Raw genomic sequence first — 15193 nt, 5'->3', positions numbered from 1 at the left:
GACGTGTTTAAAAAATGATGATAAGGTGTCATTAAAATATTTAATACATTAATGTTTATTCGAACAGATATGAAGAGCGTACCGGTAAACCGGAGGCATGGGGAATCTTATCCTCATGCTTTTTTTATTATCCGAATCGGTAAGGTTGTTCCGACGCAAGAAGAGATGAAGTTGGTTCAACAAAAAAAAGGTAAAGGTGATAGGATGGACTTGCGGACGATAAAAACGTTTCAAACGATTGTCAAGCTGGGAAGTTTTCAACGAGCGGCGGAAGAACTCAAATATGTGCAATCCACCATAACGATGCATATCCAAAAACTTGAATCCGACCTGGGCGTCAAATTGCTTGAACGCAGCAAGAAAGTCTGCTTGACGGAGGCGGGACGTTTGTTTCATGAGAAGGCGGATCTGCTGTTAAAAGATTATGAATACCTTCAAAGCGCCATGACGGAATGGATTCAGGGGGAAGCGGGTGTAGTTCGGTTAGGTGTAATGGAACCTGCGGCCAGCTATCGGCTGCCCAAAATCCTTGCTCCATTCATGGAACGCTATCCCAAGGTGCAAATCAGCATTCAAATCGGCAATACGTACGTGTTGCGGGAAATGCTGATCGAGGGCAAAATTGATTTGGCCATATGCAGTGTACCGGATACAGGTTTGGGAACCACGTTTGAGCCGCTTTTCGCAGAAAAGGTTGCGCTGCTTGTTCCCAAGCAGGACGATCTTGCGGGGAAACATGAGATTTATTTAAAAGACCTGCGGGGCAAACGGTTGCTGCTTACGACTACGATTTGTCCATACCGAAAAAAATTGGAAGCGGCATTGCTGGAAAAAGGCGGAAGTCCGTATTTTGGTATTGAAATCAGCACCATGTCCGCATTGAAATATTATGTTCAAGCCAATTTTGGCATTGCGGTGGTTCCGATCATTACAGTAACGCCTCCCCCGGAAGGAACGGTGCTAAAACCAATCCATGATTTGGATACCGGCCTGGTGACAGGCATTTTGCTGAAGTCTGATTATAAGGCACTTGGATCTGCAGGAGAAAAGCTGATCAGCACGTTAAGGGACGGTTTGCTAAATCAAAAATGCGATCAAATTACGGGAGTACAGAATAAAGAAGTTCAAAATTTTTGAAGCTTTTGTTCTTATTTATCAAATTTACAAATCTGATGAATTATTGTATGCTTATATTAACCCGATCGGATAACTGTGAAATTCTGCCGGACAACCGGAGATGAAAGACTTGCTTGATTGAACACATGATTATACATTTTCGGATCCACCGGACCCCCGGAGACCCAGCATACTTGTTATGTTGGCGTCTCTTTTTTATTGCAGTCAAATTTTTGTTTTCCGGGATGGATGCCTGGGGAGGTTGGCTTTATGAATTTCAAACGAAAAAGAAAGAAGCGCAGCATGATCTTATCCGTTATCGCTCTGTTCACGCTATCCATTATGTTGATCGGCTGCGGGACCGCAAATAACAACAGTCAAGCATCCGGCGGGCAGACCGCCAAACCGAATGCGGAAAAATCGGTCCTTCGGATCGGTTATCAAAAGTCGGGAACATTGATGGTATTGAAGGCCAAAGGCGAGCTGGAAAAAAAATTGGCTCCATTTGGAACGAAGGTCCAATGGTCTGAATTTAACACAGGCATTTCAGTCATGGAGGCGCTGGGCACCGGGAGCATTGACTTCGGCATCGCCGGCGATGCGCCGGTATTGTTCGGACAAGAGCGCGGTCTGCCGTTTCTGTATGTAGCCAGTGAACCGTCCAGTCCGCAAAGCGAGGGCATTCTGGTAAAAAAGGATTCGCCGATCCAGACGATCGCCGATCTGAAAGGCAAAAAAGTAGCGTTCAACAAGGCGTCGATTTCCCAGTATTTGATCAATGAGGCGCTTGCTTCGGTCGGATTGACGCTGAATGATATCGAACCGGTTTACTTGGCTCCTCCGGATGCACGCATCGCTTTTGAACGGGGAAGTGCGGATGCCTGGGTCGTTTGGGATCCCTTCTTCTCGGCAGCCGAGCTTGCCGGAAATCGGGTTCTGGCCGATGGGAAAGGGCTCGTCATTTACAGAACGTTCTACCTGGGAGGAAAAGAGTTCGCTGAAAAGCACCCCGAGGTGCTGCAAGCGCTGGTTCAGGAGCTCCAAAACATCAGTGAATGGATTAACCAAAATCCGGGGGAAGTCGCCAAATTGCTTGCTGCGGAAACGCAGCTTGACGTGGCGGTCTGGGAACAATCTTTGCGGAGAAGGCCTCTCACCATCAAGCTGATCGATGAGGAAATCATACAGGATCAGCAGAGCGTTGCAGATACATTCCTGAAGATCGGACTTGTTTCCAAGAAGATCAACGTCAGGGAAAATGTCTGGATACCGAAAAATCAGTAAGCAGTTAGAGGTCAAAGGGGTGAAGCCCTTCTATGGGAACGAAATTTCTGGAGCTGCCGGAAGCGGCTGCGCTTATACATCATGGGGATACGGTAGCGATCAGCGGCAGCATGGAGATGTCGCCCATGGCTTTGCTGCGCGAGCTGATCCGCTCCGGGGCCAGCGGCCTGCACCTCCTATGCAGCGGATCGGCGGCCATTAACGCCGATCTGCTGATTGGTGCCGGATGTGTGGAGACGGTGGAAGCGTCGCAAATCATCCTGGGAGAGTTCGGCTTTGCTCCCCATTACCGCCGTGCGGTGGAGGAGGGGCGGCTGCAGGTTCGCGAACACGCTTGTCCGGCTATGGCCGCTGCGATTCAGGCGGGTGCCATGGGGCTTCCGTTTATCCCCGTTCCAGGGTTGCTGGGAACGGACTATTTGCAGGTCAGAGATGATTTTCGTCTCATTCGCAACCCTTATCGGCCGGAAGAGGAAGTCGTCGTGGTACCGGCTATCCGTCCGGATGTGTGTATATTTCACGCTTACCAGGCGGATACGCAAGGCAACGTGGTCGCCAGCAGGCTGCAGAACAACCGGCTGCTTGCCCAAGCCTCGCGCCATGTCATTGTGACGGTAGAGGAGGTGGTGGCTCCCGGGGAATTGGATCGTGAAAAGGGAACGTTCATTCCGGCGCTGTACATCCATACTGTGGTAGAAGCGCCATTCGGAGCCTACCCGACAAGCTGTCCAGGCTTTTACCCTGCGGATGAAGCCCATATGCAAACTTATTTGAAAGCGGCCGGACATCCGAACGAGTTTGAAAAGTACTTGCAGCAGTATGTGTTTTCTTACACGAGGCACGAGGACTATTCCGTTTACTGCAGCCGTAAGGAGAGTCAGCATGAAATACTCGACTGAAGAATTCATGATTTGTGCTTTGGCCCGCGAGCTTCATGACGGGGAAACGATCGCCGTAGGCAACAGTTCTCCGGTGCCGGCGGCGGCGGCCCTGCTGGCCAAAGAAACCCATGCCCCCCGCGCCCAAACCTACATCATGGGGTATGAGCGGGAATGGCCGTTTGAGGGGACCAAGGAATTTTTCGATTACATCCAGCGCGGCCTTGTCGATGTGTTCTTCTTGAGCGGGGCCCAAATCGACTGTTGGGGCAATATCAATTTACATGTCATCGGCGACTATGCCCGCCCGAAGGTCAGGCTTCCCGGAGGTGCCGGTTCATCTATGGTGTATTACCGCTGCAAAAGGATTTTCCTTTTTAAAACCGACCATCATGCAAAGGGGTTTCCCGAACGATTGGATTTTGTCAGCAGCAGCGCTTCTCCTGATTTCCGGCAGGAGGGCGCTGGGCGTCTGGAAGCAGTATATACCCCGCTTGCCGTACTGAGGCCCGCTCCGCTTACGCGCCGGCTGCAATTGTCCGCGATCGCGCCGGGAACGACGGCAGAAGAAGTGCAGGGGAAAACAGGCTTTGATCTGGGGATCGAAGGCGACGTTCCGCGCATCGAAGCGCCGTCCCCGCAGCAATTGGATGTTTTGCGAAGCAAAGTGAAAGCGGCGCTTCAGGAAATTTATCCCGCATTCGTTAAAGGAGGAATTGGAAATGGTTGAATTTATTACGATGGCGCCTACCTTCGGGGACGGCCAGTACGTGGGAACTTCCAATTACAATGCTCAAAGGCTGGACGCATGGAGCACGACGGCCGAACGCGAGCCTACCCTGGAATACATCTCACGCATTGCGCAGGCGGCGGAGAAGGGCGGATTCGGCACGCTTCTGCTTCCGACCGGCAGCAGCTGCCTCGATTCGTTGATCATCGCAACGGCGCTGATTCCCGCCACGGAACGGCTCCGCTTCCTGTTCGCCGTGCGCCCCGGCTTTACCGCCCCGTCCGTGTTTGCGAGACAGTTTGCCAGCTTTGACTACTTGTCCGGTGGCCGTGCCCTGGTCAATATCGTTACCGGAGGGTCTCCCGCCGAGCTTGCCGGCGACGGCGATTTTTTGGATCACGCTACCCGCTATCGGCGTACCGATGAGTTCATTCGGGTATTGAAACGTTTGTTTAGTGAAGAAAACTTCGATCACGAAGGTGAATTTTACAAGCTAAAAAATGCGTCTCTCTATCCGAAGCCGATTCAGAAAAATCCGGAGATCTATTTCGGGGGCGCCTCGGAAGCCGGCCAAGCGGTCGCGGCTTCCGTCGCCGATGTCTATATGATGTGGGGGGAGACGCTGGACAATATCCGCGAACGAATCGGGGAGATCCAACGGTTGGCGGCCGTTCGCAATCGGAAACTCAGCTACAGCATTTCATTCCAGGTCGTCTTGGGCGATACGGAGGAGCAAGCGTGGGAAAATGCCAATCATCTGATCAGCAAGGCCGATCCCGCCGTCATTCAGAAGAAGGCGGAAGCCAGCGACAAAGGCGAATCCGTCGGTCTGAAGCGTCTGCATCAACTGATGCTGGATTCCAAGGAAAATCATTTCCGGATCGGTCCGAATTTATGGGCCGGGCTGACCCAGGTGCTCAGCGGCAATTCCATCGCCTTGGTCGGCACACCCGATCAAGTAGCGGACCGGATCGTAGAATATGTCGGCCTGGGATTCGATAAAGTGCTGCTTAGAGGGTTTCCGCACCTGGAAACCATTGAGGCCGTTGGAAGAGATGTGATTCCAAGAGTGCATGCGAAGCTGCAAAAAAATGAAATACCATCCGAGAGAGGTGTACTTCACTAATGAGCACAGCATACGGTTTTAAAGAGTTGGAGGCCGACATTCGTTCCGTTCTTTCCCGAACAGGCGATTTCCGAACCATTGTGGATGAAGTTCGCCCATTTTTACAAACTTTGCTGCAATCCGACGAACTCCTGCCTGAAAGGTATCAGCAGCCATTACCGCACAAATATGCCCAATATTTGTTGTATAAGCCCGAGGATGAAGCCTTTTCCGTGATCGCCTTCGTATGGGGGCCCGGACAGGTAGCCCCGGTGCACGATCATTTGGTATGGGGGCTGGTCGGCATCTACAAGGGAGCGGTGGAAGAGAAGCGTTACCGGAGAGTGGATCATGGGGAAGCGGCTCCGAGGCGCTATACGCTTGAGGAAGTGGGAACGGTGCATGCCACGAAGGGCGATATCTCCTTCGTTTATCCTCCGGATTACGATATTCACGGCGTGTCCAATCCACATAGCGAAGTGGCGGTTACTATCCATGTATACGGCGCTGATATCGGCAAGCAGGAGCGGCACATCCACGATCCCGCAACGGGCGCTTTGCGTGATGTGGTCACGAAGCATGATAATGACGTGCCGATCTATGCCGATATGTAGAAAGGGAGGTGTGATGCAATCATGAGCACATTACAGGGAGGGCCGCTTTCGGGGCTTAGGGTCATCGAGTTCGGGCAGATCGCGGCCGGCCCGTTTACAGGCATGCTTCTGGCTGATTTGGGAGCCGACGTGGTGAAGGTGGAAAGACCTGACAGCGGAGACGGCATGCGCGATTGGCCGCCTTTCTTTGTGAATGAACAGGGAGAGTCCTACAGTGCAAACTTCGCCTCCCTTAACCGCAACAAACGAAGTATTACGGTCGATTTCAAGGACCCGGAACAGCTTGAAGCTTTGCGGAAATTGTGCGGAAAGGCCGATATCATTATCGAAAACTACCGTCCCGGGGTGCTGCGGAAGTTTGGCTTGGGTTACGATGCGCTGTCGGCGGAAAATCCCGGACTGGTCTATTGCTCTATCTCCGGATACGGCCAAGAGGGCCCGTATGCGCAGAAGGGCGCTTTTGACGTGACGATTCAGGCGATCAGCGGCTTGATGAGCGTCACCGGAGAAGAAACCGGTACACCTGTCAAATGCGGAGTGCCGATAGCCGACTTTGCCGCCGGACTTTACGGTGCTTACAGCATCGCCGTTTCCATCCTGCAAGCGAGTCAAAGCGGAAAAGGCGCCTATATCGACTGCTCCATGCTCGGCAGCGTCCTTGGTATTTCTGCGCTGCAGCACAGTGAATATTACGGCAACGGGATCTCTCCCAAGCGGCTTGGGACCGCCCATCCGCGCAACGCCCCGTACCAGGGGTTTTACGGAAGCGACAAACCGTTTGTGATCGCCGCAGGCAATGACAAGCTGTGGAGGGAAGTATGTGAAGCCGCCGATCGCCCCGAGCTTATTGACGATCCCCGCTTTGTGACGCAGACCCTCCGTGCTAAAAACCAAAAGGAGCTGGCTTCTTTGCTGCAGCAGTCCTTTTCGCGGAAGACGGCCGGGGAATGGCTGAAGGAGTTTGACCGAAGAGGCGTACCGTGCGCGCCCATCAACGATTACGAGGACATTTTGCATGATCCGGCCGTTCATCAAATCGGGCTGGTGAAGGATTTGCAGTTACCCAACGGATTAACAACCCGGACGGTTCCGTTCCCGGTCAAGGTGACCGGCTACGATTTTTCCGTATACCGCCATCCTCCGCAAAGGGGCGAGCATACGGAAGAAGTTTTCAAGGAATGGCTTGATTCAGTCGACCCTTAAACGGGACTGCCGGCTTGCGGAAGAGATATCTGAAGAAGTCCGTTACCTATCGGACGCTTATGGGAACGAATGTTGGAAGAAGGGGGGCTCCCGTTTGGCAAAGACTTTGCTAAAAGATGTACCGTTGACTGAAGATGTCCCAATCAAGATCCGGGCAAACGATGTCGGGTTTGGCTATGGTCATCAGGACATTTTGCAAAATATTGATTTTACCGTTCGCGAAGGGGAGTTTGTCGTTTTGATGGGACCCAGCGGATGCGGCAAAAGCACATTCCTCCGCCTGGTGTCCGGTTTATCCCTGCCAACGCGCGGAAAGCTTGAAATCGATGGCGAACCGGTTCGGGACACGTCGATCGAGCGTGCGATCGTGTTTCAAGACTACTCCTTGTTTCCCTGGCTGACAACTGGGGAAAATGTCATGCTTGCACTCAGCCAGGTGATGAAAAAGAAAAAAAAGGAGATTCAACAGGTCGCGCAGGAATATCTGCAAATGGTACAGCTCGAACATGCCTTCGACAAATACCCTGGACAATTATCGGGGGGAATGCGCCAGCGTGCCGCCATCGCCCGGGCGCTTGCTTTGTCGGCGGATCTGCTGCTTATGGATGAACCGTTCGGCGCGCTGGATCCGGTGACCCGCGTTCATTTGCAGGATCTCATCCTGCAGTTATGGCAGGATCGCCGCCAGACCGTACTGTTCGTGACGCACGATGTGGAAGAAGCGCTGTTTTTGGCAGACCGGATCCTGTTGTTTTCGCCCGGTCCTCCCAGCATCGTTGCACATGAATTGAAAATTCCGTTCGCAAGGCCCCGGCAGCGGAAAAAGGTGTTCCAATCCCCGGAATTTACCGAACTGAGGGATCAATTGATGGATCACATGAATAAAGGGTTATTCGAAAAGCTGGAAAGAGAGGAAACGGTCTTCTATCCGGGTGACCGGATCTGAATTCGTAAAAAACATAATAGAGGAGGAACATGGGTGTATAAAGTTCAAGTTCATCGGAAAAAACAATCATTTGCCTGGATACTCGCTTCCGGCCTTGCCCTGTCAGTGCTCGTCACAGGCTGCGGCCAGCAGTCGGCAGCTCCGCAGCCTGCGGTCTCGGAGCAAGCCGGGAAGTCCGATCAGGCCCAAAAACAGGATCAAACGTTTGAACTCAATGTCGGCTACGGCCAATCGTTGGGCACCCAGCTCGGATTCATTGCCGAATACGAGGGGTATTTTAAGGAGCAAAACCTGAAAGTCAATTTTGTGCCTTTTGCGTCTACAGCGGACGGATTAAACGGCCTGCAGGCCGGGAAAATCGATGTCGGCGTATCCTTCGGAACCGCAGGTCCGTTGACATTTATCTCCCAAGGATCGGATTTTTCAATTATCGGGGGGCATTTGTCCGGCGGCAGCCCGGTCTATGCCAAAAAAGAAAACCAGGATCAGTTCAAGACGATCGAAGGGTTTCGCGGGAAAAAAGTGGGCACCCTTCGTCTGTATACCGGCGATATCGTCTTCCGTTCCGCTTTGAGCCAAGCCGGAATCGATTGGAAAAAAGACATTGAACTGATCGAATTCAAAAACAATTCCATGCTGCTTGAAGCGATTAAATCAGGCAAAGTCGATGTCGGGGTCGGATCGCCGGGCACGTTATACGAGGCGGAGGAAGGGGGGCTGGTCGCCGTCACATGGAGCAACGATCTGCAGCCCGATCACGTATGCTGCCGCATCGTGGCCAAGACGGGCGACGTGAAGGAAAAGCGGGAAGCCTTCAAACGGTTTCTGAAAGCGATCATTAAGGCGGAACGGGACAAAGAAAAAGATCCGAAGGTGACGATTGACGCCAGCAGGCCCCACATCAGGCTTGACGACAAAATTATGGAGAAGTCGATCATCGAACCGCATATGCTGAATCATTCCGATCCGAACAAGAAAGAAATCGTCAAAATGTGGGAAAACATGAACGACATCGGCTATATCAAGGAAGGAAAAGACATTGATATTACCAAATACATCGATACGTCGTTGTACAAAGAAGCCGTTGAAGAACTGATCGCTTCCGAGCCGGACGAGCCGTTTTTCCAAAAAGTAAAGGAGCGTTTCAACCAGCAAAATATTGGATAAGGAGCTGTTTTTCGCGTTGAAACGGTTTGTTAAAACGTATTATGGTACTTTGCTTATCGTAGCCGCCGTGTTGGCGGCATGGATTTACTTTACGGATGTCGCCAAAAAGATCAATCCCGTGCTGTTCCCGAATCCGCAGGCCGTCCTGCTTGCCTTCTGGAAAAGTAAAGGGCTGCTGTTGGAGGGGTTCATCAGCTCGATGCAGCTGTTTCTAAGCGGATATTTCTCCGCCGTCATTGCGGGAATAGCGGTAGGGTTGGCGGTCGCGCTGCATCCTGCGCTGAGGAAACCGCTGATGCCGATTTTCCATGCGTTGAGCCCGATTCCCCCTACGATGTACATTCCGTATGCCATAGCGCTTTTGCCTACGTTTAAATCCGCATCCGTGTTTTTGATTTTCGCCGGCGCGTTATGGCCTATCCTGCTCGGTACCATTCAAGGCGTATTGCTTATAGACCGGCATTATCTGGACAACGCCCGCGCGTTAGGGCTAAGAAGCGGAAAGCTTCTCACAAAGGTGATCATTCCGGCGGCGCTGCCGTTCATTTTTAACGGAGCGGGCGTAGCGCTGGGATTCGCCTTCATTATTCTGACCGTGGCGGAAATGTTCGGCGCCAAATCGGGCATGGGGTATTTTATTCAATACTACAGTGATTTTTCCGATTATAAAAACGTTGTTGCGGGTATGATTTTCAACAGCCTGGTCATCCTGGCCATCATGCTCATTTTTGACAAGATCAAAAACAAATACTTGTTTTGGACGCAGCTCGATGACAAAACTTTATAACTATAGCGCATCCAAATGGCCCTCCGCATCGCACAGCCGGAGGGAGGAAGAAACGGGCTGTACCGCTTTTGGCTGATCAGCCCTTCACTTCAAGGAAGGGAAAGATTCGCAATGACTACGATTTCGCATCAGGCACCCATCGATTATTTGGCTGTGGCCGATGAACTGGTTGATACGTTTTCCCTGACCGCCGTAGAGCGGGATATCAAAGGAGGTACGGCGAAAGCGGAACGGGATTTGATCAGGAGAAGCGGCTTGCTCGCCTTGCTGGTGCCCAAGAGCATTGGCGGTTGTGGGGATACATGGCTAACCGTACTGGAGATCGTTCGACGATTTGCCAGGGTCGACAGTTCCATTGCGCATTTGTTCGGATATCATTTTCTGAATTTGGTCACACCGCATATGTATGGAACCGAGGAACAGAAGCGCCGATATTATATGGAAACGGCGAACAAACCCTTGTTCTGGGGAAACGCATTTAATCCGCTGGATCAACGGCTTGTTGCCGTTCGTGAAGGCGACCGTTATTACTTGAGCGGAACCAAACGGTTCTGCTCCGGTGCTACGGATTCGGATTTGCTGCTCGTTTCCGCGAAGCATGAAGAGGGAAACGGCCCTCTGATTGCCGTCATTCCTACCCGTCGGGAAGGAGTGAACGTATTGAATGATTGGGACAATATGGGGCAGCGGCAGACGGACAGCGGGGGTATCGAATTTAGCCGGGTTCCGGTAGAATTAGGCGAGGTGCTTGACACACCAGGTCCGGTCGGGACGGAATTTTCCAAACTTCGCAGCTCCATTTCGCAAATTATTCTGACGCATGTATATTTGGGTATCGCGGAAGGGGCGTTCGAACAGGCCAAATTATACACGGCTTCAAGCGCCAGAGCCTGGCCTGCTTCCGGCGTCTCCTCCGCTGCTCAGGATCCGTATTTTCTTCGCCATTACGGCGACATGTGGGTCCGGTTGGAAGCCGCCCGAGTGCTTGTAGAACGGGCCGCCCGGGATTTTCAATCGGCCTGGGAGAAGGAGTGGGGATTGACGGAACGGGTACGGGGAGAATGCATGATGAGCATTGCAACGGCGAAGGTGATGACTACGCAGGTCGGGCTGGACATTACAAGCCGTATGTTCGAGGTGATGGGGTCCCGGGCGACTTCGTCCGAATACCGTTATGACCGTTTTTGGCGCAATCTTCGCACGCATACGCTTCACGATCCGGTCGAATACAAGCTGAAGGAATTGGGAAATTGGGCGCTGAACGGCCAATTTCCGCAGTCCTCTTCGTTCTTTTAAGGAGCTTCGGGGACGAGATGAAAAGAAATGCCATCGTGAATTTGGCCATTGTCGTGCTGCTGGTTTTCACCTGCTATTCGTTTTGGAACAAGCAAGAGGACAGTGCTTTTGCGGCACCGAACGCCGCCGCTCCCGAGGTGAAGCTGCCTGATCTGGATGGTCGATGGGTGGATATCCGTAAAGATGCGGATGGAAAAGCGGTATTTTTGGTTTTTTGGACTTCCTGGTGCGAGTACTGCAAGAAGGAAGCCTCAGTACTTGGCGAATTGTACGGGGAGTTTAAGGACCGGATCGCTTTTTATGCCGTCAATGTGACGCATCAGGACGATCTGAAGGAGGTGAGAAGCTTTGTCCAGGCCCATCGTTTACCCTTTCCGGTACTGCTCGACGAAAAAGGCGAAGTCACGGAACGATACAGGGTGGAGTACTTGCCAACCTTTTATCTCATCGGCCGGGACGGGATCGTCGAGGATCTGTTGATCGGGGAAATTCCGCGGGAACGGCTGTTAGGCATGCTGCAGGAGCTCGCCCCGTAAACAAACCGGCTTTGGACTTTGGCCAAAGGACCGAATCGTGGAAAAGGAAGGTTGATTCTTTTGGAACAAAAATCACAAAAACCGGCAATAGGCTTTATTGGCACCGGGGTCATGGGAAAAAGTATGGCCAGCCGTTTAATTCGGGCCGGATATGTGCTTCATGTCTACACCCGCACCAAGTCTAAGGCGGAACCGCTCCTCTTAGAAGGGGCCAATTGGCATGACACGCCGGCATCTTTGGCCGAACAATCGCAAATCATCATAACGATGGTCGGTTACCCCCATGACGTGGAAGAGTTGTATCTCGGGGAACATGGAATCATTCATCATGCCCGGCCCAATAGTTATTTAATTGATATGACCACTTCCAGCCCGGCCTTGGCCCGGCGAATTGAGCAGGCGGCGCTTGGGCGCGGATTATTTTCGCTGGATGCTCCCGTGTCGGGCGGCGATATAGGGGCCAGGGACGGTAAGCTGTCTATTATGGTTGGCGGGCGGCGGGAAGCTTTCGATGAGGTAACGCCGGTTTTGAAGTCCATGGGGACGAACATTGTTTATCAGGGGGGCGCAGGCGCCGGGCAGTATACGAAAATGTGCAATCAAATCGCGATTGCCTCCAATATGATCGGCGTCTGCGAATCGTTGATTTATGCTCAAAAGGCCGGATTGGATCCTTCCACCGTACTGAAAAGCATTGAGACCGGAGCGGCTGGCAGTTGGTCGCTGAGCCATTTGGCTCCGCGTATCATCGGCGGTAATTTTACGCCGGGTTTTTACGTTAAGCATTTCGTTAAGGATATGAAAATTGCCCTGGAATCCGCCAAGGAGATGAACCTTGAACTGCCGGGGCTGGCTCTTGCCCACTCCCTTTATGAGAAATTAGTTGAACTGGGAGAAGAGGACAGCGGCACGCAAGCATTATTTAAAGTGATCGGGGGCAAATCTCCGGCTGTCTCTTGAATCCGATGAAACAGCATGGATCGCAGCGGGATAGCCCAGTATTTTAGCAGGCGGGTTCAACATGAAAGACGCCTGCGCAGTGAATCTAAACCAATAAAATCGGGTTAAAATTTGGAGGTATGGACATGGCAGAGAATGTGAAATTGGTATTGTGGAGCCGCGAAGGCTGTCAAGCTTGCCAGGAAGCGAAAGCTTATTTAAAGGAAAAGGGATACGTTTACTCCAATGTGGATGTGGGAGGGAAAGATTACTTAAGGGATGTTCTTGAAGTCAAGTACGGTATTCGTCATGTGCCGGTGATCGAGGTCGGCCGCAATCAAACCTACGAGGCGATCGTAGACAGCGACTTTAACCGGCTTGAAGCTTTACTTAAGTCCTAAACAGGATTTCCCCAATAAAGATAAACACAGTTGGACAGGATTGACGGCCTGTTCAACTGTGTTTTTTTGTAAGCCGGAGCCGACTCAGGATATGGACTGGAGTCATCCGGTTTTTTTGATATTTTTGCGGAACGAAATATATTGCGTAAAGGGCGAGCACATGAGAAAATAGGATTAGAATGATGGATGTTGTTGCATTTTTAAACACTTGTTCATGTGCTGCAAAAATCTTTATTTGAGAGGTGAAGGAATTGAATATACTTGCCATAGCTCCATATAAAGGGTTGAAGGATTTAATTCTGGAAGTGAATAAGGATTTAAAGAAAAACATCCATGTTGAAATCGGAGATTGGTATGAAGGGCTCGACATAGCCAAAGCGCTGGAAACCAAAGGTTATGATATGATCATCAGCCGCGGTGCGACCGTAAATCTGCTGAGGGAGCATTGTTCCATTCCGGTAGCGGAAATCAAAATATCGGGGTACGACATCTTGAGAACGCTTACGCTCTTGAACGGATTTGAAGGGAAAATTGGCGTGATGAGCCATTTGAAGGTGATTCAAGGAGCGGACTTTATAGGCAAGCTGCTGAATATGGACTTAACCTTTTACGACGATGCCGAGTGTGAAAAATGTCTGGAAAAGGCCATGGAAGACGGGGTACAAGTGATCGTCGGGGATGTTAAATCCACACAGGCGGCCAGGAGCTTCGGACTTCACGGCATTCTCATCACTTCCGGAAGGGAAGCTGTGATTGAAGCCATCCAGGATGCGGAGAGATTGGTTTATTATACGAATAAAGTAAAAGAAAAGTATGCAGGGCTGGTATCCGTATTGGATCAGCTGGAGGAAGGCGTAATCATTGTCAGTCCGCAGGAGGAATGTCAATTCATCAATGCCCGCGCGTGTGAACTGTTAAATGTAAACAAGGACCAATCGGTGGATACGCTGTTCAAAGCATCAGGCTTATCCATGAATTTAAGTGACGTGATGAAGCGGGAGGCCGTTCACAGCAGCGAAAGAGTGCAGCTTTCTGATAAATCGCTGGACATCAAGGGATTTCCGTTATATCTTGACGGACGGATGACAGGAGCGGCCGCTGTATTGAAATGGAACCCTGATCAAGCCGGGCGGAATAAAATAGAAGAGTACCGGTTTGTAAAAAAAGCAAAGGCTTCCGCCCACTTCAATCAACTGGTCGGGAAATCACAGACGATGGTCAGGCTGATTGAGTGCGCCAAACGGATCAGCAAATCCGAACTGCCGATCATGATTTACGGGGAGCCGGGGACGGGAAAACACGTCTTAGCCCAAAGCATTCATAATGAAGGCGATTTAAAAACGAAAGCGTTTGTTACCATAGATTGCCATTCCCATTCACCCGAGATATTGGAAAAAGAAATGCTGGGGGCGGGTTCCGAGCCGGGTGCCTTTGAGCTCGCCAATGGCGGCACCTTGTATATGTCCAATATTGGCAAGCTGCCTCTGAGCCTCCAATCGACCTTGTTTCACATTCTGACGCGCCATAAGGTCAGGAGAATAGACAGCAGTGAAGAACGGGAGATCAAGGTGCGCGTGATTGCAGAACATGAAGAGAAATTAATCTCTTTGGTCTCCAGGGGGGAGTTCAGGTCGGATCTGTACCGCGTTATCAATACATTTACTTTAAGTCTTTCGCCGCTGCGTGAAAGAATAGAGGATATGCCCGATTTGATACGGATGTTTATCGCTTCGGCCAATGTCGTGACGGGAAAGGAAATCGTCGGGGTTCAACCGGAAGTGATGGACATTTTAAGATCATACGACTGGCCGGGAAACGTATATCAGTTGAAAAACACCATCCATAAAATGTGCCTTTTGAGCGACGGACCGTATATCGAAAAAGACGAGATCGAACCGGTAATCAAGGAATTGGCGGACAGCACGGAAACGAGGAATCCCGCAGTATTTTCGTTCTTCAACAAGACTTTGGAGGAAATTGAAAGCGATATCATCTACAGGATTCTGGTAGAGGAAGAATACAACCAATCCAAAGCGGCGAAAAGGCTCGGCATCAATCGAACAACCCTTTGGCGAAAATTGAAAATGAAGAATCAGAAGGTCCTGGATTATAACCAATGATTAAAAATGCAACAAATCGATGCCACATAACTGTGGTCAAAGGTAACAATGCAAATTATAATGATAAAAAA

15 protein-coding genes are annotated in these 15193 nt (G+C 51.0%); all 15 read left to right on the top strand.

Annotated features, from left to right (window positions below; all coding sequences use genetic code 11):
• The first annotated feature begins 204 nt into the window (after window positions 1-204).
• The 15 genes from NR121_RS00815 to NR121_RS00745 all read left to right on the top strand — a co-directional run bounded on the left by NR121_RS00815 (window position 205) and on the right by NR121_RS00745 (window position 15122).
• Complete coding sequence (locus NR121_RS00815; RefSeq protein WP_082660986.1) at window positions 205-1137, top strand: LysR family transcriptional regulator; 933 nt, start codon at window positions 205-207, stop codon at window positions 1135-1137.
• A 249-nt stretch (window positions 1138-1386) separates the two neighbouring features.
• Window positions 1387-2400 carry a sulfonate ABC transporter substrate-binding protein gene (locus tag NR121_RS00810; protein ID WP_074728330.1) on the top strand — a complete coding sequence of 338 codons (1014 nt, stop codon included), beginning with the start codon at window positions 1387-1389 and terminating at the stop codon, window positions 2398-2400.
• 32 nt (window positions 2401-2432) lie between these two features.
• A complete protein-coding gene (locus tag NR121_RS00805; protein WP_062408102.1) occupies window positions 2433-3299 on the top strand; it encodes a CoA transferase subunit A in 867 nt (288 codons plus the stop codon).
• On the top strand, window positions 3283-4008 hold the full coding sequence (locus NR121_RS00800) for a CoA-transferase (RefSeq protein ID WP_054819797.1): 726 nt from the start codon (window positions 3283-3285) through the stop codon (window positions 4006-4008). Before NR121_RS00805 ends, NR121_RS00800 begins: the two co-directional genes overlap by 17 nt.
• Entirely contained in the window at window positions 4001-5134 is a 1134-nt protein-coding gene (locus tag NR121_RS00795) for an LLM class flavin-dependent oxidoreductase (RefSeq protein WP_062408104.1), read from the top strand. The genes NR121_RS00800 and NR121_RS00795 overlap by 8 nt, the downstream gene beginning before the upstream one ends.
• Window positions 5134-5727: a cysteine dioxygenase family protein gene (locus NR121_RS00790; RefSeq protein ID WP_256830158.1), complete on the top strand. Its 594-nt coding sequence runs from the start codon at window positions 5134-5136 to the stop codon at window positions 5725-5727. The genes NR121_RS00795 and NR121_RS00790 overlap by 1 nt, the downstream gene beginning before the upstream one ends.
• A 21-nt stretch (window positions 5728-5748) precedes the next feature.
• On the top strand, window positions 5749-6930 hold the full coding sequence (locus tag NR121_RS00785) for a CaiB/BaiF CoA transferase family protein (RefSeq protein ID WP_256830157.1): 1182 nt from the start codon (window positions 5749-5751) through the stop codon (window positions 6928-6930).
• A 94-nt stretch (window positions 6931-7024) separates the two neighbouring features.
• Window positions 7025-7876 carry an ABC transporter ATP-binding protein gene (locus NR121_RS00780; RefSeq protein WP_054819800.1) on the top strand — a complete coding sequence of 284 codons (852 nt, stop codon included), beginning with the start codon at window positions 7025-7027 and terminating at the stop codon, window positions 7874-7876.
• Between the two features lie 33 nt (window positions 7877-7909).
• Window positions 7910-9043: an ABC transporter substrate-binding protein gene (locus NR121_RS00775; RefSeq protein ID WP_082660716.1), complete on the top strand. Its 1134-nt coding sequence runs from the start codon at window positions 7910-7912 to the stop codon at window positions 9041-9043.
• 16 nt (window positions 9044-9059) lie between these two features.
• Window positions 9060-9830 (top strand): ABC transporter permease, encoded by a 771-nt coding sequence (locus tag NR121_RS00770; RefSeq protein ID WP_054819810.1) that lies wholly within the window; start codon window positions 9060-9062, stop codon window positions 9828-9830.
• A gap of 111 nt (window positions 9831-9941) precedes the next feature.
• Window positions 9942-11126: an acyl-CoA dehydrogenase family protein gene (locus tag NR121_RS00765; protein ID WP_054819801.1), complete on the top strand. Its 1185-nt coding sequence runs from the start codon at window positions 9942-9944 to the stop codon at window positions 11124-11126.
• A 17-nt stretch (window positions 11127-11143) separates the two neighbouring features.
• Window positions 11144-11662 carry a TlpA disulfide reductase family protein gene (locus tag NR121_RS00760; protein ID WP_054819802.1) on the top strand — a complete coding sequence of 173 codons (519 nt, stop codon included), beginning with the start codon at window positions 11144-11146 and terminating at the stop codon, window positions 11660-11662.
• A 60-nt stretch (window positions 11663-11722) separates the two neighbouring features.
• Complete coding sequence (locus NR121_RS00755) at window positions 11723-12622, top strand: NAD(P)-dependent oxidoreductase (protein WP_256380589.1); 900 nt, start codon at window positions 11723-11725, stop codon at window positions 12620-12622.
• A 125-nt stretch (window positions 12623-12747) separates the two neighbouring features.
• Window positions 12748-13002, top strand: a complete 255-nt coding sequence (locus NR121_RS00750; RefSeq protein WP_054819803.1) for a glutaredoxin family protein — start codon at window positions 12748-12750, stop codon at window positions 13000-13002.
• A gap of 251 nt (window positions 13003-13253) precedes the next feature.
• A complete protein-coding gene (locus NR121_RS00745; protein WP_256830152.1) occupies window positions 13254-15122 on the top strand; it encodes a sigma-54-dependent Fis family transcriptional regulator in 1869 nt (622 codons plus the stop codon).
• Window positions 15123-15193 lie beyond the last annotated feature (71 nt).

This window comes from Paenibacillus sp. Pae15 (assembly GCF_024519685.1).
Lineage (GTDB): Bacteria > Bacillota > Bacilli > Paenibacillales > NBRC-103111 > Paenibacillus_G > Paenibacillus_G naphthalenovorans.
This window is presented reverse-complemented; position numbering and strand designations above follow the sequence as displayed.

Excerpts from the sequence above, each read along its gene's own strand:
- NR121_RS00815 (WP_082660986.1), top strand. The coding sequence starts at position 205 with ATGGACTTGCGGACGATAAAAACGTTTCAAACGATTGTCAAGCTGGGA.
- NR121_RS00810 (WP_074728330.1), top strand. The coding sequence starts at position 1,387 with ATGAATTTCAAACGAAAAAGAAAGAAGCGCAGCATGATCTTATCCGTT.
- NR121_RS00805 (WP_062408102.1), top strand. The coding sequence starts at position 2,433 with ATGGGAACGAAATTTCTGGAGCTGCCGGAAGCGGCTGCGCTTATACAT.
- NR121_RS00800 (WP_054819797.1), top strand. The coding sequence starts at position 3,283 with ATGAAATACTCGACTGAAGAATTCATGATTTGTGCTTTGGCCCGCGAG.
- NR121_RS00795 (WP_062408104.1), top strand. The coding sequence starts at position 4,001 with ATGGTTGAATTTATTACGATGGCGCCTACCTTCGGGGACGGCCAGTAC.
- NR121_RS00790 (WP_256830158.1), top strand. The coding sequence starts at position 5,134 with ATGAGCACAGCATACGGTTTTAAAGAGTTGGAGGCCGACATTCGTTCC.
- NR121_RS00785 (WP_256830157.1), top strand. The coding sequence starts at position 5,749 with ATGAGCACATTACAGGGAGGGCCGCTTTCGGGGCTTAGGGTCATCGAG.
- NR121_RS00765 (WP_054819801.1), top strand. The coding sequence starts at position 9,942 with ATGACTACGATTTCGCATCAGGCACCCATCGATTATTTGGCTGTGGCC.
- NR121_RS00760 (WP_054819802.1), top strand. The coding sequence starts at position 11,144 with ATGAAAAGAAATGCCATCGTGAATTTGGCCATTGTCGTGCTGCTGGTT.
- NR121_RS00750 (WP_054819803.1), top strand. The coding sequence starts at position 12,748 with ATGGCAGAGAATGTGAAATTGGTATTGTGGAGCCGCGAAGGCTGTCAA.